Annotated in this window: 17 protein-coding genes; 9 read left to right on the top strand and 8 right to left on the bottom strand. The window is 70.8% G+C overall.

Translation table 11 applies throughout. The features are described 5' to 3' along the window. The first annotated feature begins 46 nt into the window (after positions 1 to 46). Positions 47 to 2440 (top strand): glycoside hydrolase family 95 protein, encoded by a 2394-nt coding sequence (locus tag ACYVLT_RS04355; protein WP_461118782.1) that lies wholly within the window; start codon positions 47 to 49, stop codon positions 2438 to 2440. A 66-nt stretch (positions 2441 to 2506) separates the two neighbouring features. Here the strand turns inward: ACYVLT_RS04355 and ACYVLT_RS04350 are convergent, their stop codons facing one another. Next, the gene (locus tag ACYVLT_RS04350; RefSeq protein ID WP_461118781.1) at positions 2507 to 3079 is read right to left on the bottom strand and encodes a DinB family protein; all 573 of its coding nucleotides are present in this window, start codon (positions 3077 to 3079) and stop codon (positions 2507 to 2509) included. A 193-nt stretch (positions 3080 to 3272) separates the two neighbouring features. Between ACYVLT_RS04350 and ACYVLT_RS04345 the strand changes: the two genes are divergently transcribed. The 4 genes from ACYVLT_RS04345 to rhaS are packed head-to-tail and all read left to right on the top strand — an operon-like array spanning position 3273 to position 7832. Beyond that, positions 3273 to 4763: a sugar ABC transporter ATP-binding protein gene (locus tag ACYVLT_RS04345; RefSeq protein WP_461118780.1), complete on the top strand. Its 1491-nt coding sequence runs from the start codon at positions 3273 to 3275 to the stop codon at positions 4761 to 4763. Next, complete coding sequence (locus tag ACYVLT_RS04340; protein ID WP_461118779.1) at positions 4760 to 5758, top strand: ABC transporter permease; 999 nt, start codon at positions 4760 to 4762, stop codon at positions 5756 to 5758. The genes ACYVLT_RS04345 and ACYVLT_RS04340 overlap by 4 nt, the downstream gene beginning before the upstream one ends. After that, entirely contained in the window at positions 5751 to 6743 is a 993-nt protein-coding gene (locus tag ACYVLT_RS04335) for an ABC transporter permease (protein ID WP_461118778.1), read from the top strand. Before ACYVLT_RS04340 ends, ACYVLT_RS04335 begins: the two co-directional genes overlap by 8 nt. Positions 6744 to 6755: 12 nt before the next feature. Beyond that, the gene (gene rhaS / locus ACYVLT_RS04330) at positions 6756 to 7832 is read left to right on the top strand and encodes a rhamnose ABC transporter substrate-binding protein (RefSeq protein ID WP_461118777.1); all 1077 of its coding nucleotides are present in this window, start codon (positions 6756 to 6758) and stop codon (positions 7830 to 7832) included. 132 nt (positions 7833 to 7964) lie between these two features. On the opposite strand, the gene ACYVLT_RS04325 is transcribed toward rhaS, so the two are convergent. Continuing rightward, on the bottom strand, positions 7965 to 10076 hold the full coding sequence (locus ACYVLT_RS04325) for a cellulase family glycosylhydrolase (RefSeq protein WP_461118776.1): 2112 nt from the start codon (positions 10074 to 10076) through the stop codon (positions 7965 to 7967). A 484-nt stretch (positions 10077 to 10560) separates the two neighbouring features. Between ACYVLT_RS04325 and ACYVLT_RS04320 the strand changes: the two genes are divergently transcribed. After that, positions 10561 to 11136, top strand: coding sequence for an LOG family protein (locus ACYVLT_RS04320; RefSeq protein ID WP_461118775.1), 576 nt, complete (start codon positions 10561 to 10563; stop codon positions 11134 to 11136). Between the two features lie 72 nt (positions 11137 to 11208). Continuing rightward, a complete protein-coding gene (locus ACYVLT_RS04315; RefSeq protein WP_461118774.1) occupies positions 11209 to 12564 on the top strand; it encodes a serine hydrolase domain-containing protein in 1356 nt (451 codons plus the stop codon). A 60-nt stretch (positions 12565 to 12624) separates the two neighbouring features. On the opposite strand, the gene ACYVLT_RS04310 is transcribed toward ACYVLT_RS04315, so the two are convergent. Further along, positions 12625 to 13281 carry a pentapeptide repeat-containing protein gene (locus ACYVLT_RS04310; protein WP_461118773.1) on the bottom strand — a complete coding sequence of 219 codons (657 nt, stop codon included), beginning with the start codon at positions 13279 to 13281 and terminating at the stop codon, positions 12625 to 12627. Between the two features lie 112 nt (positions 13282 to 13393). On the opposite strand from ACYVLT_RS04310, the gene ACYVLT_RS04305 reads away from it, so the two are divergent. Further along, positions 13394 to 13825 carry a PPOX class F420-dependent oxidoreductase gene (locus tag ACYVLT_RS04305; RefSeq protein WP_461118772.1) on the top strand — a complete coding sequence of 144 codons (432 nt, stop codon included), beginning with the start codon at positions 13394 to 13396 and terminating at the stop codon, positions 13823 to 13825. A 130-nt stretch (positions 13826 to 13955) separates the two neighbouring features. Then, a complete protein-coding gene (gene htpG, locus ACYVLT_RS04300) occupies positions 13956 to 15770 on the top strand; it encodes a molecular chaperone HtpG (RefSeq protein ID WP_461119241.1) in 1815 nt (604 codons plus the stop codon). A gap of 58 nt (positions 15771 to 15828) precedes the next feature. On the opposite strand, the gene ACYVLT_RS04295 is transcribed toward htpG, so the two are convergent. The 5 genes from ACYVLT_RS04295 to ACYVLT_RS04275 form a co-directional block, all read right to left on the bottom strand. Continuing rightward, complete coding sequence (locus ACYVLT_RS04295; protein WP_461118771.1) at positions 15829 to 16860, bottom strand: glycoside hydrolase family 5 protein; 1032 nt, start codon at positions 16858 to 16860, stop codon at positions 15829 to 15831. 25 nt (positions 16861 to 16885) lie between these two features. Continuing rightward, positions 16886 to 18634, bottom strand: a complete 1749-nt coding sequence (locus ACYVLT_RS04290; protein ID WP_461118770.1) for a glycoside hydrolase family 35 protein — start codon at positions 18632 to 18634, stop codon at positions 16886 to 16888. A 108-nt stretch (positions 18635 to 18742) separates the two neighbouring features. Next, a complete protein-coding gene (locus ACYVLT_RS04285) occupies positions 18743 to 20080 on the bottom strand; it encodes an ABC transporter substrate-binding protein (protein ID WP_461118769.1) in 1338 nt (445 codons plus the stop codon). A 50-nt stretch (positions 20081 to 20130) separates the two neighbouring features. Continuing rightward, positions 20131 to 21051 carry a carbohydrate ABC transporter permease gene (locus tag ACYVLT_RS04280; RefSeq protein WP_461118768.1) on the bottom strand — a complete coding sequence of 307 codons (921 nt, stop codon included), beginning with the start codon at positions 21049 to 21051 and terminating at the stop codon, positions 20131 to 20133. Further along, complete coding sequence (locus tag ACYVLT_RS04275) at positions 21048 to 22016, bottom strand: carbohydrate ABC transporter permease (protein ID WP_461118767.1); 969 nt, start codon at positions 22014 to 22016, stop codon at positions 21048 to 21050. The genes ACYVLT_RS04280 and ACYVLT_RS04275 overlap by 4 nt, the downstream gene beginning before the upstream one ends. Between the last annotated feature and the right edge of the window lie 171 nt (positions 22017 to 22187).

The raw sequence follows: 22187 nt of genomic DNA, 5'->3' as shown, positions 1-22187 counted from the left end.
TCCGACACTTCGGATGTATTGTTACCGTCACGGAGACATGAGACGTATGCGCAGCAGTGTGGCAGCGGTCGTCGTCGCGGGTCTCGCCCTCGGCGTCGGCGTGCCCGAGGAGGATCGAGCGGTGGCCGCGGTGGATCGGGGAACGTTGACGCTCTGGTACGACGAGCCCGCCGCCGACTGGGAGCGCGAGTCGCTGCCCATCGGCAACGGCGCCCTCGGCGGCGGCGTGTTCGGCACCGTGGCGCGCGAACGCATCCAGCTCAACGAGAAGACCCTGTGGACCGGTGGTCCCGGCTCGGCGCAGGGCTACGACTTCGGCAACTGGACCAGCCCGCGACCGGACGCCGTCCGCACCGTCCAGGAACTGGTCGAACGCGATCAGCGGGTCGCACCGGCCACCGTCGCGGCGGCATTGGGCCAACCGCGCCGCGGGTTCGGCGCCTACCAGCCGTTCGGCGAACTCGGCCTGACGCTCACCGACCCACCCGCCGAGGTCACCGACTACCGGCGTGCCCTGGACCTGTCCCGCGCGGTCGCCTCGGTGACCTACGCGGCGGACGGCGTGCGGTACACGCGGGAGTACTTCGCCACCGCCGCCGACGGCGTGCTGGTCGCCCGGCTGTCCGCCGACCGGCCCGGCCGGATCGGCTTCACCACGTCGATCACCGCGCCGGACAACCGTTCCGCGCACACCGCGGCCGGCGGCGGCCGGTCCACCCTCACCGGCGCGTTGCACGACAACGGCATGCGGTTCGAGTCCCAGCTCCAGGTGCTCAACCGGGGCGGCACGCGCGTCGACAACGCCGACGGCACGGTCACCGTGACGGCCGCCGACAGCGCGGTGCTGGTGTTCGCGGCGGGCACCGACTACGCCGACGACTACCCGACCTACCGCGGCCCGGACCCGCACGACCGCGTCCGAGCGCTCGTCGACGCGGCGTCGGCGAAGGGCTGGCACCGGCTGCTCGACGCGCACGAACGCGACCACCGCGCGCTGTTCGACCGGGTGCGGCTGGACATCGGGCAGCAGCGGGTGGACGTGCCGACCGACGAACTCCTGCGCGGCTACGCCACCGCGCCCACGACGGCCCGGCGCGCGTTGGAGGCCCTGTACTTCCAGTACGGCCGCTACCTGCTGATCTCCTCCTCGCGGTCCGGGTCGCTGCCCGCGAACCTGCAAGGGGTGTGGAACAACTCGGTGTCGCCGCCGTGGAGCGCGGACTACCACGTGAACATCAACCTGCAGATGAACTACTGGCCCGCCGAGACGACGAACCTCGCCGAGACCACCGGGCCCCTGTTCGACTTCGTGGACGAACTGCGCGAGCCGGGCGCCGTCACCGCCCGGGAGATGCACGGCAGCCGCGGCTGGGTCGTCAACAACGAGACGAACCCCTTCGGCTTCACCGGTGTGCACGACTGGGCGACCGCGTTCTGGTTCCCCGAGGCGGGCGCGTGGCTCGCGCAGCACTACTACGAGCACTACCTGTTCACCGGTGACCGCCGGTTCCTGCGCGAGCGGGCGTACCCGGTGATGAGGGAACTCGCCCGGTTCTGGCTCGACGGGCTGCGGGTGGACCCGCGCGACGGCACGCTCGTCGTCACGCCGAGCTACTCGCCCGAGCACGGCGACTTCTCCGCGGGCGCCGCCATGTCGCAGCAGATCGTCGGGCAGCTGTTCGCCAACGTCGTGTCCGCCGCCGACGTCGTGGGCGACACCGCGTTCGGCGGCGAGGTGCGCAAGGCGCTCGACCGGCTCGACCCCGGCACGAGGATCGGGTCCTGGGGCCAGTTGCAGGAGTGGAAGCAGGACTGGGACGACCCGGCGAACACCCACCGGCACGTCTCGCACCTGTTCGCCCTGTTCCCGGGCAACGGGATCAGCCCGCGCAAGACCCCGGAGCTCGCGGCCGCCGCCGAGACCTCGTTGACCGCGCGCGGCGACGGCGGCACCGGCTGGAGCAAGGCGTGGAAGATCAACTTCTGGGCGCGGCTGCTGGACGGCGACCACGCGCACAGGATGTTGGCGGAGCAGCTGATCGGCAGCACGTTGCCGAACCTCTGGGACACCCACCCGCCGTTCCAGATCGACGGCAACTTCGGCGCGACCGCGGGGGTGGCGGAAATGCTGCTGCAGAGCCAGGACGGCGTGGTCGACGTGCTGCCCGCGCTGCCCGGCGAGTGGCGCGACGGGTCGTACGCGGGCCTGCGGGCGCGCGGTGACGTCACGGTCGACGTGCGGTGGTCCGACGGCGCGGCCCGGGAGATCACCCTGGCGACCGGCCGGGACGGCCCGGTGACGGCCCGCAGCACCCTGTTCCGCGACGGTTTCCGGCTGGTCGACGTGCGGACCGGGAGGCAGGTGCCCAGCCGCGCGGACGGCGACTCCATCACCTTCACCGCCCGCGCCGGGCACCGCTACGCGGCCACGGCCCGGTGAGCCGTGCCTGTGCGCCCGCCGTCCGGTGAGCCCTGCCGGTCGGCGAGCCCTACCGGCCGTTGGGCCCTACTGGCCGACCCGGCCGTCGATCCGCTCGCGGATGAGGTCGGCGTGGCCGTTGTGCCGGGCGTACTCCTCGATCAGGTGGATCAGGACTTCGCGCAGCGGGATCGGGGCGTGTTCCGGGTCGCCCGTGCCCGGCACGTCCAGGTCCGGCGCGGCGGCCACGAAGCGCTCGGCGAAGGCCACCTCGGCCCGCCAGGTGGCCCACGCGTCCTTGACCACCTCGGGATCGGCCCTCGCCTCGCCGAACGCGACGGTCGCCGAGGTGTAGTGCGGTGTGACGTCCTGGCCTGCCATCACCCGCCGGAACCAGTACTGCTCGACCTCCGCCAGGTGCCGCACCAGCCCGAGCAGCGACAGGTCCGACGGCGGCACCGTGCGGCGGGCCAGGTCCTCCGCGCCCAGCCCGGCGCACTTCAGCTCCAGCGTCAACCGCCGGTCGCGCAGGTACCGCACCAGGGTCTGGCGCTCACCGGAGTACGGCCCGCCCGCCTCGCGCGGGTCGTCCTCCGGCTGGGCCCACATGTCCGCCCAGCCGAACGCCCGATCGCTCGCGGCCGCGCCGTCACCCGTCATGCGGCCGATCGTCGACGGCCCCGTTCGGCGGCGCAACCGGATAACGCCCAAGGGTCCGGCGGTGGCGCCATCCGACGCGGGGTTCTGAAACGTATCAGCGACCATCGGCGCCTTGACGGGTCCGGGTGGGCTGGATAACGTCGGCCACGTGGAATGAAACGTTTCATGCTCGCACGGCGGGAGCGAGGTCAGCGTGGGTCCACTGCTCCAGCTCCGGGACGTCGCCAAGTCGTTCCAGGCCGTGCGGGCGCTGCGCGGTGTCTCGATCTCCTTGCAGGCGGGCGAGGTGCACGCGTTGGCCGGTGAGAACGGCGCGGGCAAGTCGACCGTGGTGCGGATCATCGGCGGCGAGCACCGGCCGGACGCGGGTGAGGTGCTGCTCGACGGCGAGCCGGTGCGGTTCTCCTCGCCGCGCGACGCCCGGCGGCGCGGTGTCGCGGTCATCCACCAGGAACCGGTGCGGTTCCCCGACCTCAGCGTGGCCGAGAACGTCTTCATGGGCAGGCAACCGCTGCGCCGCGGCCGGCGGATCGACCGGCGCGAGATGCACCGGCGCACGGCCGGGTTGCTCGACCGCCTCGGCGTGCCCCTGGACCCGTCCCGGCCGACCAGGGGCCTGTCGATCGCCGACCAGCAGATCATCGAGATCGCCAAGGCGTTGTCCGCCGACGCGCGGGTGATCGTGATGGACGAGCCGACCGCCGCGCTGTCCGCGGTCGAGGCCGAGCGGCTGTTCCGGGTGGCGCGCGGGCTGGCCGGGCGCGGTGCCGCGCTGCTGTTCATCTCGCACCGGCTGGAGGAGATGTACCAGCTGTGCGACCGGGTGACGGTGTTGCGCGACGGCGCGCTGGTGTCGACCGACCCCATGGCGGAGGTCCCGCGCGACGAGCTGGTCCGGCGCATGGTCGGCCGGTCGGTCGAGCGGCTGTTCCCCCGGCGGCGCACCGAGATCGGCGAACCGCGCCTGGTGGTCGAGGGCCTGACGCGCACCGGGGTGTTCCACGATATCTCGTTCACCGTGCGGCGCGGTGAGATCGTCGGCCTGGCCGGGCTGGTCGGCTCCGGCCGCACGGAGGTGGCGCGGGCCGTGTTCGGGGTCGACGACCGGGACGCGGGCATGGTGTCGGTGGACGGGGCGCGGCTGCCGGCCGGCGACCCGCGCACGGCCATCGACCGGGGTGTGGCGCTGGTGCCGGAGGACCGCCGCGAGCAGGGCCTGGTGCCGGAGCTGTCGATCGAGCGCAACGCGAGCCTGGCCCGGCTGCGGGAGGTCTCGCCCCGCTGGATCACCCGCCGTGCGCGGGAACGGGCGTTGGCCGGGGAGTGGGGACGGCGGCTGTCGGTGAAGGCGGGCCGCCTGACCGACCCGGCGGCCACGTTGTCCGGCGGCAACCAGCAGAAGGTCGTGCTGGGCAAGTGGCTGGCCACCGAGCCGTCGGTGCTGATCGTGGACGAGCCGACCCGGGGCATCGACATCGGCACGAAGGTCGAGGTGCACGCCCTGCTGGCGGAGCTGGCGTCCGGTGGCATGGCCGTGCTGCTGATCTCGTCCGAGCTGCCCGAGGTGCTCGGCATGGCCGACCGGGTGCTGGTGATGCACGAGGGCCGGATCACCGCCGAGCTGTCGGCCCGCGACGCCACCGAGGAGGCCGTGATGCGGGCGGCGACCGGGGGCGCGGCATGAGGTTGCGGGCGCTGCTGTCCGGCCGGGAGATGGGCATCGTGGTCGCGCTCGTCGTGGTGGTCGCGGTGACCACGGCGGTGCGGCCGGCGTTCCTCGACGCGCAGGGGTTGCACGACCTGTTCCTCAACGCCTCCATCATCTCGTTGCTGGCCATCGGGCAGACGCTGCTGGTGATCACCCGCAACATCGACCTGTCCGTCGGCTCGGTGATGGGGCTGACCGCGTTCCTGTCGGGACAGCTGTTCCTGGCCGACCGCGACCTGCCGGTCGTGCTGGTGCTGGTGGCCGGGACGGCACTGGGCGCGGCCTGCGGCGCGTGCAACGGCGCGCTGGTCGCGGTGGCGAAGGTGCCCGCGCTGGTGGTCACGCTCGGCACCCTGTACGTGTTCCGGGGCCTGGACTACGGCTGGGCCGGTGCCACCGGCGTCCGGCAGGTCAACGCCGATCGGATGGCGCCGGAGTTCCTGGCGTTCGGCAGCGGCGCCGTGCTGGGCGTCCCGAACCTGACCCTGATCGCCGTGGGCGCGCTGCTCGTGACGGGGTACGCGCTGCACAACTGGCGGTCCGGCCGCGAGCTGTACGCGATCGGGTCGAACCCGGAGGCCGCGCGGCTGGCGGGCATCCCGGCGGGCAGGCGGGTGTTCACCGCGTTCGTCGTGTCCGGCGCGCTGGTGGGCTTGGCCGGTGTGCTGCACGCGGCGTACTTCGGCACCGTGAACGCCTCCGTCGGCACGGGCCGTGAGCTGGCGGTGGTGGCGGCCGTCGTGGTGGGCGGTGTGGCGATCTTCGGCGGCAGCGGTTCGGTGCTGGGCGCGGTGCTCGGCGCGTTGCTGCTGACCACGATCACCGGCGCGTTGCCGATCCTGGGGGTGCCCGCGTTCTGGCAGCGGGCGGTGGACGGCGCCGCGCTGCTGCTGGCCATCTCGCTGGACCGGGCCGTGATGCTGCGGTTGGCCGCCCGCTTGCGCCGGGAGAGGGGTGCGAGCCGTGCGTGAGAAGGTGCTGCGCTGGGAGGCGGTGTTGATCCTGTTGTGCGGCGCGGTGTTCGTGTTCGGCTCGGTCGGCACGCCCGGGTTCGCGGACGGGGACAACGTCGGCTTCCTGGTGCAGGACTTCGCCGAGGTCTCGTTGCTGGCGATGGCGTTGCTGCCGATCGTGCTGACCGGTGAGATCGACCTGTCGGTGGCGTCGGTGCTGGGGTTCTGCTCGGCGTTGATTGGCGTGCTGTGGGACGCGGGCGTGCCGTTCGAGACCATCGTGCCGTCGGTGCTGGTGGCGGGCGCGGTGCTGGGTTCGGTCAACGCGGGGCTGATCGTGTGGTTCGGGCTGCCGGCGCTGGCCGTCACCATCGGCACGCTCGGCCTGTACCGGGGCCTGGCCTACGGGGTGCTGGGCGACGGCGCGGTGACGGGTTTCCCGGAGAACTACCGGCCGTTCGCCACCGACGCGATCCCCGGCACGTTCCTGCCGTACACCATGATCCCGGTGCTGGTGGTCGGGTTGCTGGCCTGGCTCGTCGTCCACCACACGCCGGTGGGGCGATCGCTCTACGCCATCGGGTCGGGCGAGCAGACCGCGCGGTTCTCCGGCATCCGGGTGGACCGGGTCAGGTTCACGCTGTACGTCGTGTCGGGCGTGCTGTGCGCGGTGGCGTCGCTGATCTACACGTTGCGGTACAACAGCGCCCGCGCCGACAACGCCGGCGGCATGGAACTGGTCGCGGTCACGGCGGTGCTGCTCGGCGGTGTGTCGATCTTCGGCGGTCGCGGCACCGTGCTGGGCGTGGCGAGCGCGTTGCTGCTGATGGCCGGGCTGCGCAACGTGCTGTTCCTCAACGACGTGACCAATGAGGTCCAGCACGTCGTCAACGGCCTGCTGCTGATCGTCTCGGTGTTGGTGCCGGTGGCGGTGGACGTGCTGCGGGGACGACGTCGCCCGCGGCTCGTGCGGGCACGTCCGAGCTCGTCCGATCTCGTGTGAGGAGGACCGACGATGATCCGTTCCGCGTCAGGGGTGAAGGTGGCCGGCGTCGCGCTGGCGGTCGTGCTGGTGGGGGCGTGCGGTGGGACGACCAAGGACTCCACGGCCGGGACCGGCACCGGCGGTTCGACCGGGACCGGGCGGACGGCCGACCCGAACGCGCCGGTCAAGGAGGGGGTGAAGGTCGCCTTCCTGCCCAAGGAGGTCGACAACCCGTACGAGATCATCATGGACCAAGGCGGCATCGAGGCGGTCACCGAGCTCAAGGGCGAGGGCAAGGAGGTCGGCCCGTCGGACGCGTCGGCGTCCTCGCAGGTGTCCTACATCAACACGCTCGTGCGGCAGCGGCAGGACGCGATCGTGATCGCGGCCAACGACCCGAACGCCGTCGCGCCCGCGTTGAAGGACGCCATGGCCAAGGGCATCGCGGTGGTGACGGTCGACTCGGACGCCGCTCCCGACGCACGGCAGGTGTTCGTGAACCAGGCCGACTCGGAGGAGATCGGGCGGTCGCAGATCAGACTGGTCTCGGCCCAGGTCGGCGGTCGGGGCAAGATCGCGATCCTGTCCGCCACGCCGAACGCCACCAACCAGAACACCTGGATCGGGTTCATGCGGGACGAGCTGACCAAGCCCGAGCACCAGGGCCTGGAGCTGGTCCGGGTGGCGTACGGCGACGACGACGACCAGAAGTCGTTCCAGGAGACGCAGGCCCTGCTCCAGTCCATCCCGGACCTCAAGGGCATCGTGTCGCCGACCACGGTCGGCATCTCGGCGGCCGCGCGGTACCTCTCGTCCTCGCCGTACAAGGGCAAGGTGGCGTTGACCGGCCTGGGCACGCCCAACCAGATGCGGCAGTTCGTCAAGGACGGCACGGTGACCGAGTTCGCGCTGTGGGACCCGAACCGGCTGGGCTACCTGGCGGGGTACGCCGCCGTCGCGCTCGCGTCGGGCCGGATCACCGGCGCCGAGGGGGAGAAGTTGGCGGCGGGCACGCTCGGCGAGCGGACCATCGGCAAGAACGGCGAGATCATCCTCGGCCCGCCGACGAACTTCAACGCGGCCAACATCGACCGGTTCGACTTCTGACGACCGGGACGGGCGCGGGGCCGGGTGGTCGAGCCTCCGCAGGAGCTCGAGCACCAAGCGCACCACGAACAGCAGCGCGAACGGCGGGCCCGCAGCGAGGTGCTCCGGGCCCGCCGTTCGCACCGGGTGCGGTCAGGCGGTGGTGCCGGTGACCGACGTGCCGGACTTGGTGACGTAGTAGGTCAGCTTCGCGCCGCTCCAGTAGTGGAACGTCAGCGTGACCCGCGAGCCGTCGGTGACCTCGGCGAAGAACTCGGGCTTCAGCGTGGTCGTGTTGGCGGTGTAGTTCGGCGCGAACGTGACGTCGAACTCCTTGAACGAGGTCCAGTTGTGCGGCCCGGCGTTGCTGCCGTCCGCGTACTTGGCCTCCATGGTGGCCAGCTGGTCGCCGCGGAACTGGGTCGGGACGGCGAACGCGCTCGTCGTCCCGGTCGCGTTCTGCAGCACCGGCGTGTCGTAGGTGACCAGGTTGATCCGCCACGGCACGCCCGCCGAGAACCGGGCCGACAGCGTCGCGTTCGTGCCGTACGCCCGCGACCCGCTCAACCGGGTGATCAAGGCCGCCTTGATGGTCAGCTGGTCGCCGCTGACGGTGTAGTCCGTGCCCCGCACCAGGTCGGTGGTGCCGTGGCGCAGCCCGACGAACGACGTGCCGTTCAAGTTGAGCGTCAACGCCTTGTCGGTGACCGCCGACGCCTTGGCGCTGAACACCTGGTCCGCCGAGGCCGTGCCGGACCGGGTCGTCCAGCTCGACTTGATCTGCGCGATCAGCTCCGCGTCGCTCCACTGGAACGAGGTGCGGCCGAAGTGCTGGCCGTTGTCCCAGAGCATCGTGGTGATCTTCTTGGCGCGCGCGTAGTGGCCGAGGAACTCGAAGAACTTCAGCTTCTCGCCCTGCTGGATGGTGCCGGTGTGCCGGTCGAAGCCCAGCAGCCCGTACTCGCCGAGGATGACCGGGATGCCGCGGGCCACGAACGCGTTGGCCACGCGGTCGAACGAGTCGGTCAGGTCCTTCTGCACGGCGGCGTCGAACTTCGTGCCGCCCGCGACGTTCACGCTGAACGGCCAGTAGCCGTAGAAGTGGAACGTGGCGATGAGGTTCGGGTCGTTGAGCGCGTTGAACGTGGCCACCAGCTCGTCCACCCGGGCCTGCTCGGACGAGGTGTGCAGGGTGGGCAGGACGAGCAGGCGGGTGGCGTTGTTGCCACCCGAGGCGCGCACGATCCGGTGGAACGAGGTGTTGAGCTCGTGCAGCAGCTGCGCGTTCTGCGCGTCACCGGAGCTGTTGGCGAACTGCGGCTCGTTGACGCTCTCCAGCATCAGCTTGGCCGACGAGTCGCGGAACGCGCCGGCGATCTGCGTCCACGCCGCGTTGTAGCGGGCCAGCACGTTCGCCCGGTCGGTCGGCATGGCGTTGATCCACTGCCACGAGTCGTGGTGGATGTTGATCATGACGTAGAAGCCGTCCGCCAACGCCCAGTTCACGACCTCCTTCACCCGCGCCAGGTACGCCGCCTCGATGGTGTAGCTCGGCGCGCCGCCCTGGTGCGCGCTCCACGTGACCGGGATGCGGATGCTCTTGAAGCCCTGCGCCCGGACGTTGTCCAGCAGCGCCTCGGTGATGCGCGGGTTGCCCCACGACGTCTCGTCGCTGCCGGTGGCGTCCAGCGAGTTGCCGAGGTTCCAGCCCGGCTGCATCTCCGCCACCCTCGCCATGGCGTCGCCCGGCGGGTTGGTCGTCGTCGTGGTGGTGGTCGTGGACGTCGTGGTTGTGGTGGTCGTCGTGGACGTGGACGTGGTGGTCGTCGTGTCACCGGTGCAGGTGACGCCGTTGAGCGCGAAGGACGTGGGAGCGGTGTTCGAGCCGGTCCACGAGCCGTTGAAGCCGAACGACACCGTCCCGTTGGTGGGCAGGCCCGCGTTGTAGCTGACGTTGGTCGCGGTCACCTGGGCGCCCGACGACGTGACGGTGGCGTTCCACGCCTGGCTCACGGTCTGACCGGCCGGGAACGCCCACGTGAGGCGCCACCCGCTGATCGGGTCGCCCAGGTTGGTGATGCTGACGTTGCCGGTGAAACCGCCCTGCCACTGGCTGGGCACCGAATACGCGACCCGGCAACCCGCGGCCGCCTGGGCGTCGGTCACCGCGACCACACCCATGCCGGCGAGCAACGACACCATTCCGGTCGCCAGCAGGCCAACCCGCCAACGGATTTTTCTCAGCTTGCCGCGCATATCGGCCATGACGCTCCTCGTAATCGCATGCGGCAGCGGGAGGGGTGGGAACCGAAGGCGCGCGGGCGGTGCGCCCGGCCGCAGTGGGAATCCAGTTGCGCCGGTCGCCGCTCGGCGCACCCGCACGCCACGACCGGGTCCGGGCGCGGCGGCGTGTTCCAGCGCTGCCTCGCCATGATGTTGGCGGTAACGGATGGGTGACACAAGGGTTTCGACGGTAATCGACTCCGCGACACCATCGGACAATGCGGGATCCGGGTACGCGGTCGAATTGGTTCGACGGACCGCCGGGTGCCGTTCGACAAATCCGTCGAATGCGTTCGACGTTCCGGTCGTCGAATTCCGGGAATTGTCGGTCCGAGGAGCGGATCGATCCCGGCCGAATCGGCGCCGACAGGAAACGGGGCATGCGGTCGCGGCCGCACGGTCGACGTCGCCTCGCCGGGCGTCGCCGTTCTGGGCCGCTGACCGCCCCGGCCACTACCGTGGCGGGATGCGGGTGTGCGTGTTCTGCGGTTCCTCCAGCGGACGGGTGCGGCACGTCGAGGTGGCCCGGCAGGTCGGTCGCACGCTGGCCGAGCGGGGCATCGAGGTGGTGTACGGCGGCGGCCGCGTCGGCACGATGGGCGCGCTGGCCGACGGCGCGTTGGCGGCGGGCGGGTCGGTGATCGGCGTGATACCGCGCGACCTGGTCGACTGGGAGGTCGCCCACGTGGGGCTCACCCGGCTGCACGTGGTGGAGTCGATGCACGAGCGCAAGGCGTTGATGGCGGAGCTGTCCGACGCGTTCGTGACCCTGCCCGGCGGCGCGGGCACGTTGGAGGAGCTGTTCGAGGTGTGGACGTGGGCGCAGCTGGGCCTGCACACCAAGCCGGTCGGCCTGCTGGACGTCGACGGCTACTTCACGCACCTGGTCGCGATGATCGACCACATGGTCGAGGAGGGGTTCCTCAAACCGCCGTACCGCGACATGTTGCTGATGGACCAGGACTTCGACCGCCTCCTGGCGCGCTGCGCCGACTACCGGACCCCTGACTTCAGGTGGACCGAGGACAAACCGCTCCCGTAGACCCGAAAATCGGTACGGTGGGTTGCTTGCGAGGTGTTTCGCGAGTTCCGCGCAATCCGGGGGGATCGGGCGATGGACATCAACCACTGGCAGGGTCGTTTGGCGGAGCTGTGCGTCGCGCACCGGGTGCCCGGCGCGTCGCTCGCGGTGCTGGTCGACGGCGAGATCCACGAGTGCGCGACGGGCGTGCTGCACTGCGGCACGGGGGTCCCGGTCACGGCGGACTCGTTGTTCCAGATCGGCTCCATCAGCAAGCTCTACACCGCCACCCTGATCATGCAGCTGGTCGCCGAGGGCAGGCTCGACCTGGACGCGCCGGTGGCCTCCGTGCTGCCCGGGTTCGCCGTGGCCGACCCCGTGGCGACCGAGACCGTCACCAGCCGACAGCTGCTGACCCACACCAGCGGCATCGACGGCGACTTCTTCCACGACACCGGGCGCGGCGACGACTGCCTGGCCGCCTACGTGGCGGCCTGCGCCCGGCTCGGCCAGAACCACCCACCGGGCGCCACGATGTCCTACGGCAACAGCGGGTTCTCCGTGCTCGGTCGGATCATCGAGGTGCTGACCGGCCAGGTCTGGGACGTCGCCCTGCGCGAACGCCTGCTCGACCCGCTCGGCACGCGCGGCACGATGACCCTGCCCGAGGACGTGCTGAGGTTCCGCTCGGCCATGGGGCACCTGGGCGAACCCGGCGAGGCGCCGGTGCCCGCGCCCGTGTGGGGGCTGCCCCGTTCGGCCGGACCGGCCGGGACGATCAACGCGACCGCCGCCGACGTGCTCCGCTTCGCCCGCCTGCACCTCGACGGCGGCCGCACGCCGGACGGCACGGTGGTGCTGGCCGCCGACCACGTCGCCGCGATGCACCGACCGGTGGTGGAGCCGCCGTCCAGCGAGGCGACCGGCATGCGGTGGGGCCTCGGCTGGATCGCCTACGACTGGCCCGGCGGTCGGGTCATCGGCCACGACGGCGCGACGGTCGGGCAGAAGGCGTTCCTGCGCGCCGTGCCCGAGGCCGGGGTGGCGGTCGCGCTGCTCACCAACGGCGGTGTGCCCGCCGAGGTCTACCAGCGGCTGTTCACCGAACTGCTGACCGAGCACGCCGGCGTCGCGCCGCCGCTGTTCGAGCCGCCCGCCGAGCCGCCCGTGGTCCCGGTCGGCCAGTACGTCGGCTCGTACCCGCGCGAGGGCTACGACGTGGCGGTGACCGAGCGGGACGGCGTGCTGCACCTGCGCGGCGTGACCACCGGTGAGCTGGCCGGGATCAACGCGGTGACCGAGGTGGACCTCGTGCCGGTGGAGGAAGGCCTGTTCGCCGCGCGGCGCAACGAACACGAGCCGTGGGTGCCGGTGGTCTTCTACCGGCTGCCGGACGGCTCGCCCTACCTGCACTTCAGCATGCGCGCGGCACCGAAGCGCGAAGCCTGACCCGGCCGTCCTCGACGCGGCTGACCTCGACCCAGCCGCCTCGACTCAGCCGTCTTGGACTCAGCCGTCCTTGACGGTGATGCCGAGCGTGTGGGCGAACACCGGGGCCAGGTCCAGCGCCTGGGTGAAGGTGATCGTGGCACCCCGCAGCGAGTCGCACCCGTTGCGGATGCCCAGTTCGGCCGCGTCGCGGAAGTCGACCTTCTTCAGCTTGACCTGCTCGAACCGGATGTCCTCCAACGTCGAGCCCGGGAACGTGACGCCGGTGAGCTCGGCTTCGGTGAAGTCCACGTCGCGCAGCACGCAGTTCACGAACGTGACGTCGCGCAGCGCGGCGCCGCGCAGGTTGACCGAGATCAGCTTGCAGCCGAAGAACGACACCCGGCTCAGCCCGGCCTCGAACATCGCCACCCCGGCGAACGCGCTGTTCACGACCTCCGCGTCGAGCCACCCGGTCTCGGCCAGGTCGGTGCCGATGACCTGGACGCCGTGCAGCCACACGTCGTTGAACCGCGACCGGCGCATCGCCCCGTCGGTGAACCTGATCGTGGCGAGGGCCGATTCGCTGAACCGCGCGTTGCCCGCCGCCGGCTCGGTGAACTCGCGGTCGGCGATGTGCACGACGTTGTAGTCACCGCCGGGCTCCAGCTCGGCCCCGTCGTGGGCTTCGAGGTAGGGGGCGAACGGCAGGTCCGCGATCGTCCGGGGTTCCTGCACGCGCACCTCGTGGTGATCGACTGTGGCCGCTTGGTCCCGGCCGATCCTAGTCGGCCCGAAAGTGTGACGGTGGGCGGGAATATCCGGCCGTTGATCGTGGGTTGCCGCCGGCATGACCGACACCGGATTCGACCCGCTCGCGCTGCTCGCGCGCAGCAAGCTCGCCGTGCTCGCCACGATCAAGGCCGACGGTCGCCCGCAGCTGTCCCCGGTCCTGCCGTCCTACGACCCGGACGCCGGCGTCATCCGGGTGTCGACGACCGCCCGGACCGCCAAGTTCGCCAACCTGCGCCGTGACCCGCGGGTCGCGCTGGAGGTCACCGGCGAGAGCGGCGCGGAGTGGGCCACGGTCGAGGGCACGGCGACCATGACCGGGCCGGGCACCGACCCGCACGGACCGGAGGTCGACGCGCTGGTGGAGTACTACCGCGCCGCCGCGGGCGAGCACCCCGACTGGGACGACTACCGGTCGGTCATGGTGTCCGACCGGCGGGTGCTCCTGACGATCGCGATCGACCACGTGTACGGCGCCAAGGTCGCCTGACCCCGCCCGGCCGGAGGTGAACCGCACCGCGTCCGACTGGATACGATGACGGGTCGACGGAAGTCGGAGAGAAAGGACGAACGTGGAAACGCTTGAGTTCCAGTCGGAGGCCCGTCAGCTCCTGCGGCTGATGATCCACTCGGTCTACTCGAACAAGGACACGTTCCTGCGCGAGCTCGTGTCCAACGCCTCGGACGCCCTGGACAAGCTCAGGCTGGAGACCTTCCGCGACAAGGACCTGGTCGCGGACACGTCGGACCTCCACATCGCCCTGGAGGTCGACCGCGAGGCGCGCACGTTCACGGTCCGCGACAACGGCATCGGCATGACCCGCGAGGACGTGATCGGGCTCATCGGCACCATCGCGAAGTCCGGCACCGCCGAGTTCCTGCAGAAGCTGAAGGAGTCTCAGGACGCCGCCTCGCAGGACCTGATCGGGCAGTTCGGCATCGGCTTCTACTCCTCGTTCATGGTCGCCGACAAGGTCACCCTCGTGACCAGGCACCCGCGGGCCGAGGGCGTCCGGTGGGAGTCCACCGGCGAGGGCACCTACACGATCGAGGACGTCGCCGACGCGCCGCAGGGCACGGCGGTGACCCTCCACCTCAAGCCGGCCGACCCCGAGGACCACCTCGCCGACTTCACGTCGACCGCCAAGATCACCGAGATCGTCAAGCGGTACGCCGACTTCATCACCTGGCCGATCAGGATGGCGACGGAGGACGGCGCCGAGCCGACCACGATCAACTCGCGCAAGGCCCTGTGGGCGCGGTCCGCCTCCGACGTCACCGAGGACGAGTACGCCGAGTTCTACCGGCACGTCAGCCACGACTGGAACAAGCCGCTCGACACGATCCGGATGCACGGCGAGGGCGTGTTCGAGTACCAGGCGCTGCTGTTCATCCCGTCCCAGGCGCCGCTGGACCTGTTCATGCGCGAGCGCAAGCGCGGTGTGCAGCTCTACGTCAAGCGCGTCTTCATCATGGACGACTGCGAAGAGCTGATGCCGGAGTACCTCCGGTTCGTCAAGGGCGTGGTGGACGCCCAGGACCTGTCGCTCAACGTGTCCCGCGAGCTGCTCCAGCACGACCGCCAGATCCAGCTGGTGCGGCGGCGGCTGGTGAAGAAGGTGCTCTCCACCGTCAAGGCCATGATGGCCGACAAGCCCGAGTCGTACGCGACGTTCTGGCGCGAGTTCGGCGGCGCGGTCAAGGAAGGCCTGCTCAGCGACCCCGAGAACCGCGACGCCATCCTCGGCATCGCCTCCTTCGCCTCCACGGCCGACGCCGAGGAGCCGACCACGCTCGCCCGGTACGTCGAGCGGATGAAGGACGACCAGCAGCACATCTACTACATGACCGGCGACTCGCGGGCCACCGTGGAGAACTCGCCGCACCTGGAAGCGCTGCGGGCCAAGGGCTTCGAGGTGCTGATCCTCACCGACCCGATCGACGAGATGTGGGTCGACGCCGTGCCCGGCTTCGGGGACAAGACGTTCCAGTCGATCGCCAAGGGGCAGGTCGACCTGGAGACCGACGAGGAGAAGGCGCGGGCGCAGGAGCGGCGCGAGGAGTTCGCCGACTTCCTGGGGTGGATGACGACCACCCTGGCCGACCAGGTCAAGGAGGTGCGCCTCTCCTCCCGCCTCACCTCCTCGCCCGCGTGCGTGGTCGGCGACGCCCACGACCTGACCCCGACCCTGGAGAAGATGTACCGGGCGATGGGCCAGGAGCTGCCGCCGGTCAAGCGGATCCTCGAACTCAACCCCGACCACGCGCTGGTCGCCGGCCTGCACAAGGCCTTCGCCGACCGCGAGGACCGCGGCTCACTGGCCGGGTCCGCCGAGCTGCTGCACGGCATGGCGCTGCTGGCCGAGGGCGGCGACCTGCCCGACCCGGCCCGCTTCGTCCGGTTGATGTCCGAGCACCTGGAGCGGGCGCTGTGACGTCGTGACCTGCGGGTTCCCGGTCACCACGACCGGGAACCCGCAGGTCGCGGGGCGATCAGCGGCCCCGACCCCAGCCCCACCGCAGGCGGTCCAGGCCGCTGCGGTTGGTCACGGTCAGGGACAGGTCCGCGCCGGTCCCGTCGAGGGTGGTGAGCGAGTAGGTGTCACCGGTGCGCAACCCCGGCCAGTAGACCGAGCCCATGCCCAGCTCGCGCAGGGTGTCGGTCACCGCCTGGATGTAGGCGATCTCGTTGGACCCGTTGACCGGGCCGTTGTAGTCCAGCCCGGTGGTCATCGACGCGCCGAACTCGTCCAGGACGGTCCGGGACGCGCACGTGCCGATGCGTTCCCTCAGGTCCGCGGCCCACTGCTCGGGCCTGGTCCAGTCCTGGTGCCAGAACCCGTACTGGTGCAGCGCCAGGTACGTGCCGTCGAGGCGGCGGTCCGCGCACACCGGCTTGACGTCCTCGCTGTACTTCACCCCGCCGATGAAGACCCGGTCGCGCCGCACCCGGGGGAAGGTCGCCAGCCAGTCGGCGGCCACGTCGCGCCACTCCTGGCTGCTGTAGCCGAACGGCTCGTTCATCGGCTCGAAGTACACCGAGCCGTGGCGGGCGTACCGCGAGGTGACGCGGCTCCACATCCGGTGGAACGCGTCGGCGTCGTCGATCCGGCCGTCCTTGGCCGGCACCGGCGACTCCCAGTAGGCCAGGATCACCTTGAACCCCCTGGCCGCGGCCGCGTCGATGGCGCCGGTGTAGGAGTGCCAGAACGGGCCGTTCACCGTGGCCGGGTTGATCGGCAGCCGCACCGTGTTCGCACCGAGCTCGGCCGCGAACTCGCCGATCACCGCGCTCGCCTTGGCGTAGGTCGTGGCGTAGCCGTCGGTCTTGGCCAGACCGGAGGGCACGACCTCGTCGGCGGCGTAGTTGTCGCGCGGGTCGGCCCAGTTGACGCCCTTGAACTGCTTGGTGGTCGCGCCGGCGGCGGGCGCGACGGCGGTCAGCAGACCGGCCACGCCCGCGGCACAGGCGATCACGGCGACCAAGCGCGACAACGCGCGTCGGCCGGCAGGGGAAGCGCTCATGGTCGATCTCCTCCTGGGCAGGGGTTCAGCGATCGGTCGGACCGAGATCGGGCCGCGCCACCAGGGCGACCGCGGCACGGCGCGCGGCGTGCAGTTCGAGCACGGTGATCTCGTTCGCGCCCGGCCGCAGCACGGGCGCGGGCACGTAGAGCGTCTGCTGCGGGCCGCGCGACCAGTAGCGGCCGAGGTGGAAGCCGTTGACCCACGCGTTGCCCTTGGTCCAGCCGGCCAGCGACAGGAACGTGTCGGCCGGGGTGTCGACGTGTGCCAAGCCCCGGTGGAACGTCGGGCCGACCGGCGGCGCCGTGGTCGGGGCGAACCGCAGGCCGGTGAGGTCGTCCAGCGGCAGGGCCCGACTGGTCCAGTCCTCGACCTCGGCACCGTCCAGCAGCACGGGGCCGGTGACGCCCTTGCGGTCGTGGATGGCCTGGCCGTAGTCGACGCGGCCCTGGTTCTCCACGAGCAGCGCGAGCGTCGCACCGGCGTGCGGCACGGTCAGCGCGAGCACGTGCTCGTGCCGCTCCCGCTCCAGCACGCCCACCGGCTGACCGGCCACGAACACCTGCACCCGGTCGCCGAACGCGGTGACGTCCAGCAGGGCGGGGCCTGCCTGCGCGATCGAGGTCTCGTACAGCACGAAACCGGAGGCCTGCCCCAGCTGCTCCATGCTCGACGGCCGCACGTCCTGCTTGGCCACCCCGAGCACGCCCACGCCGTCCAGCAGCGGCACGCTGTCGGTCAGCTCCACCTCGGGCACGGCCAGCTTCGGACCGGCCTGCGGTGGCGGTCCCGACGGCACCGGCGCGTGCTTGGCGATCACGTCCCGGAACGCGAAGTACTTGGCCGTCGGGTCGCCCGCCTCGCTCAGCGGGCTGTCGTAGTCGTAGGAGGTGGTGATCGGCCGGTAGACGCCCTTGTCGTTGGCACCGCTGGTGAAGCCGAAGTTCGTGCCGCCGTGGAACATGTAGAGGTTGACCGACGCCCCGGCGGTCAGCATCTCGTCCAGCGTGGCGGCGGCGTCCGCCGCGGACCGGGTGACGTGGTGCCCGCCCCAGTCGTCGAACCAGCCGTTCCAGAACTCCGAGCACATCAGCGGCCCGGTGGGCTGCTGCGCGCGCAACGCGGCCAGCGACTCCGCGACCCGGCTGCCGAACGTGACCGTGCGCAGCACGCCGGGCAGCGCGCCGCGGGCCAGGTCGGCGGGCTGGTCGCAGGTGAACAGCGGCACGTCGACACCGTTGTGCCGCAACAGCTCCGCGAGCCGGCGCAGGTAGTCGGTGTCGTCGCCGAACGCGCCGTACTCGTTCTCCACCTGCACGGCCAGCACCGGACCGCCCCGGGTGGCGAGCTTGTCCACCAGCATCGGCCACAGCGCCGCGAAGTAGGACTCGACCGCGTCCAGGAACCGGGGATCGGTGCTGCGGTAGCGGATGTCGGGCTCGGTGAGCAGCCACGGCGGCAGGCCGCCACCGTCCCACTCCGCGCAGATGTACGGCCCCGGGCGCAGGAGCACGTGCAGGTCGTGCTCCTGCGCCAGGTCGATGAACGCGGGCAGGTCGAGCCCCGCCTCGGCACCGACGACACCCCGCTGCGGCTCGTGCAGGTTCCACGGGATGTAGGTGTCGATGGTGTTCAGGCCCATCCACTTCGCCTTGCGCATCCGGTCCGCCCACAGCCGCGGGTGCACGCGGAAGTAGTGCAACGCGCCGGAGATCATCCGGAACGGGGCGCCGTCGAGGGTGAATCCGTCATCGGCGATGCCCAGCACGCCCATGTGCGTCCCTTTCGTAGTGGTGGTGGGGTCGGCGTGCGTCCCGACCGCGCCGGGTCGGGACGCACGCCGGGTCGGGACCGCGCTGCGCAGCGGCTGCGCCGGGCCGGGTCAGGACCCGACCGTGAAGCCCTGTTCCTTGCCGTACTTGACGGTCGACTCCTGCCAGGCCTTCAGCCCGTCGTCCAGCGTCGTGCCCGACACGTAGGCCTTGCCGACGGTGTCGTTGAAGACGCTGTTGGCGTAGACCTGGAAGGGCAGGTACGACCAGCCGGTGACGACGTTCTGCGCGGCCTGGGAGAGCACCTCGTTGGCCTTCTGGCCGCCGAAGTAGGGGAACTCGGCGTTGAGGAACTCCGGTGAGGTGAGCTCGGCCGTGGTCGCCGGGAACGCGCCGCCGTCGACGCGGGCCTTGACGCCCTCCTCGGTGGTGGCGTACTTGACGAACGCGTAGGCCAGGGCCTTGTTCGCGCCGGCGGCCGGGATGGACAGCCCGCTGCCGCCGTTCTCCGAGACGGCCTTGCCGCCCGCCTGCCACTGCGGCATCGGGGCGACGCGCCACTTGCCCGCGCCCGCCGCGACACCGGACTGGAGGTTGGCGGGCATCCACGCGCCGATGACCAGCGTGGCGATGGTGCCGTCGCCCAGGCCCTGGTACCACTGGTCGCTCCACCCGTTCACCGGCGCGACCAGCTTCTCGCTGACGAGCTGCTGCCACAGGGAGGTGAACCGCTTGGTGCCCTCGTCGGTGAAGTCGACCGTGACGTTGGTGCCGTCGACTCCGTAGGGCTTGCCGCCTGCCTGCCAGATCATGCTGGTGGTGAAGCCGGCGTCACCGGTGTCGCTGGTGATGTAGGCCTTCGGGTCCGCCGCGTGCAGCTTGCGGGCCGCGGCCAGGTACTCGTCCCACGTGGTCGGGACCTGGATACCATGCTTGTCGAAGACTTCCTTGTTGTAGAACAAGGCCATCGGGCCGGAGTCCATCGGCAGGCCGTAGATGCCCCCGCCCGCCTGGACCGACCCCCACGGACCGGGGGTGAACCTGCCCTCGAACGAGCCCGCGTCGAACGACTTCAGGTCGACCATCGACTTGGCCAGCGCGAACTGCGGCAGCGCGTAGTACTCGACCTGGGCCACGTCGGGCACGCCCGAGCCCGCCGCGATCGCGTTCTGCAACGCGGTGTACTGCTTGTCGCCGGTGCCCGCGTTGACCAGCTCGACCTTCACCTTCGGGTACTTCCGCTGGAAGCCGGTGACGACCTCCTTGAGCGTCGGTTCCCAGGCCCACACCTTGATCGTGCCGCCGGCGTCCAGCGCGGCCTGCACGTCCTGCGGCGAGACCCGGTCCGGCGACCCGCTGTCGTCACCACCCGAACCGCAGGCGGCCAGGACGAGCGCGAGGGCGCCCGCGAGGGCGGTGAACACGGAACGACGGCGTTGTCTGATCACGGTGGGACCTTTTCCGGTGGCGGGACGGGTGAGCGGTGTGGCGGGACGGGTCATCCCTTCACCCCGCCCGCGGCCAGGCCCGACTGCCAGTACCTCTGGAGCAGCAGGAAGGCCGCGATGAGCGGGACGATGGTCAGCAGCGAGCCGGTGATCACGAGGTCGAACACGACGTCGCCGCCCGCCGTGATGGCCTGGGCGCTCCACGCGTTCAGGCCCACGGTCAGCGGGTACCAGTCCGGGTCCTTCAACATGATCAACGGCAGGAAGTAGTTGTTCCACGTCGCCACGGACGTGAACAGCAGCACGGTGACCAGGCCGGGCGCGAGCAGCGGCAGGCAGACCCGGAAGAAGATGCGGAACTCGCCCGCGCCGTCCAGGCGGGCCGCTTCCAGCAGCTCGTCCGGGATCGCGTCGGCGGCGAACGTCCACATCAGGTAGAGGCCGAACGGGGAGATCAGGCTGGGCACGATCACGGCCCACGGCGTGTTCGTCAGCTCCATCTGGCTGAACATGAGGAACGTGGGCACGGCCAGCGCCGTCCCCGGCACCGCCACCGCGCCGATGACCACGGCGAACACCGCGCGCTTGCCGGGGAAGTCGAACTTGGCCAGCCCGTAGCCGCCGATCGCGGCCAGCAGCGTGGCGCCGCCCGCGCCCACCACGACGTACAGGACGGTGTTGGACAGCCAGCGGACGAAGATGCCGTCGTCGTAGGAGAGCGTGCGGGTGATGTTGTCCCACAACGCGAAGTCGTCGCCGAACCACAGGCCGAACGACGACAGCAGGTCCGGCTGCGTCTTGGTGGCGTTGATGAACAGCCACGCCAGCGGCACCAGGGAGTAGAGGGCGACGAGCCCGGTCAGGGCGGTGAGCGGCAGGCTGCGCCGCGGCCTGCCCGCGGTGTGCGGCCGCGCCCGGCGCAGTGGCGCGACCCGGTGGCCGGCCGGCCGGGTGCGGGTGGGTGCGGTCATCGTGAGCCGTCCTTCCGCATGCCGCGCAACTGCACGAGGTAGGCCACGACCATCGTGATCACACCCATGACGATCGCCACGGTCGCCGAGTTGTTGTACTGCTGGCCCGAGAACGACAGCGAGTAGGCGTAGAGGTTGGGCGTGAAGTAGGTGGTGATCGAGTTCGGCACGAGCTTCTGGAGGATGGCCGGCTCGTTGAACAGCTGGAAGCTGCCGATGATCGAGAAGATCGTGGCGATCAGCAGGGCGCCGCGCAACGCGGGCAGTTTGATCGACAGGATCACCCGCAGCTGGCTCGCGCCGTCGATCTCGGCCGACTCGTACAGCGACCTGGGCACGACCTGCAGCGCCGCGTAGAGGATCAGCATGTTGTAGCCGATGAACTCCCACGTCACGATGTTGCCGATGGCCGCGAGGACCCACTCCGGCGACAGCGGGTCCGGCAGGGTGATGCCGAACGCCTCGTTGACGTTGCCGACCAGGCCGAACCGCGTGCCGTACATGAAGCCCCACATCAGGGTGGCGACCACCGCGGGCACCGCGTACGGCAGGAACACCGCGAGCCGGAAGAAGTTGCGCCCGTAGAGCCGTCCACTGTCGACGGCCAGCGCGACCAGCAGCGCCAGGAAGAGCATGAGCGGGACCTGGACGACGAGGAACAGCGACACCCGGCCGACCGCGGCCCAGAACTGCGGGTCCGCCAGCACCTGCCCGTAGTTGTCCAGCCCGACGAACGAGTTGCCGCCGACCAGGCGGTTGCGGAACAGGCTCAGGTAGATCGAGTAGGCGATCGGCGCGAGGAACACCAGCGCGAACACCACCAGGAACGGGCCGACGAACCGCCAGCCGACCCAGGAGCGACGCCGTCGCGCCGGCGTGGACCGCGTCGGGCCCGGCGAGGTCGACCCCGCCGGTGCCGTCCCGATGTCGTCGGGCACGAGCGTGGCGGGCTGAGGTGGTGCCACGGTGCTCCTCACTTCCCGCCGCGTCGTCGCGGACGGCTCGCAATGATGATGTTTGCGCAAACATCGACGGCTGTGCCGGTGTGCGTCTCGGGGTGGAGCGCGGGAGGTGGATTTCCTGCGATGCATGTTTACGCAAACATTTCGGCGCTATAGTGACAGCGCGGTGCCGTG

The organism is Saccharothrix stipae (assembly GCF_054781895.1).
Note: the sequence above shows the minus strand (reverse complement) of the source record. Positions and strands in the feature narration are given on the sequence as shown.

What these genes read in the sequence shown, in the direction of transcription:
- ACYVLT_RS04340 (WP_461118779.1), top strand. Translation starts at nt 4,760, where the DNA reads ATGAGGTTGCGGGCGCTGCTGTCCGGCCGGGAGATGGGCATCGTGGTC.
- rhaS (WP_461118777.1), top strand. Translation starts at nt 6,756, where the DNA reads ATGATCCGTTCCGCGTCAGGGGTGAAGGTGGCCGGCGTCGCGCTGGCG.
- ACYVLT_RS04355 (WP_461118782.1), top strand. Translation starts at nt 47, where the DNA reads ATGCGCAGCAGTGTGGCAGCGGTCGTCGTCGCGGGTCTCGCCCTCGGC.
- ACYVLT_RS04320 (WP_461118775.1), top strand. Translation starts at nt 10,561, where the DNA reads ATGCGGGTGTGCGTGTTCTGCGGTTCCTCCAGCGGACGGGTGCGGCAC.
- ACYVLT_RS04290 (WP_461118770.1), bottom strand. Translation starts at nt 18,634, where the DNA reads ATGGGCGTGCTGGGCATCGCCGATGACGGATTCACCCTCGACGGCGCC.
- ACYVLT_RS04295 (WP_461118771.1), bottom strand. Translation starts at nt 16,860, where the DNA reads ATGAGCGCTTCCCCTGCCGGCCGACGCGCGTTGTCGCGCTTGGTCGCC.
- ACYVLT_RS04315 (WP_461118774.1), top strand. Translation starts at nt 11,209, where the DNA reads ATGGACATCAACCACTGGCAGGGTCGTTTGGCGGAGCTGTGCGTCGCG.
- htpG (WP_461119241.1), top strand. Translation starts at nt 13,956, where the DNA reads ATGATCCACTCGGTCTACTCGAACAAGGACACGTTCCTGCGCGAGCTC.
- ACYVLT_RS04325 (WP_461118776.1), bottom strand. Translation starts at nt 10,076, where the DNA reads ATGGCCGATATGCGCGGCAAGCTGAGAAAAATCCGTTGGCGGGTTGGC.
- ACYVLT_RS04280 (WP_461118768.1), bottom strand. Translation starts at nt 21,051, where the DNA reads ATGACCGCACCCACCCGCACCCGGCCGGCCGGCCACCGGGTCGCGCCA.
- ACYVLT_RS04305 (WP_461118772.1), top strand. Translation starts at nt 13,394, where the DNA reads ATGACCGACACCGGATTCGACCCGCTCGCGCTGCTCGCGCGCAGCAAG.
- ACYVLT_RS04350 (WP_461118781.1), bottom strand. Translation starts at nt 3,079, where the DNA reads ATGACGGGTGACGGCGCGGCCGCGAGCGATCGGGCGTTCGGCTGGGCG.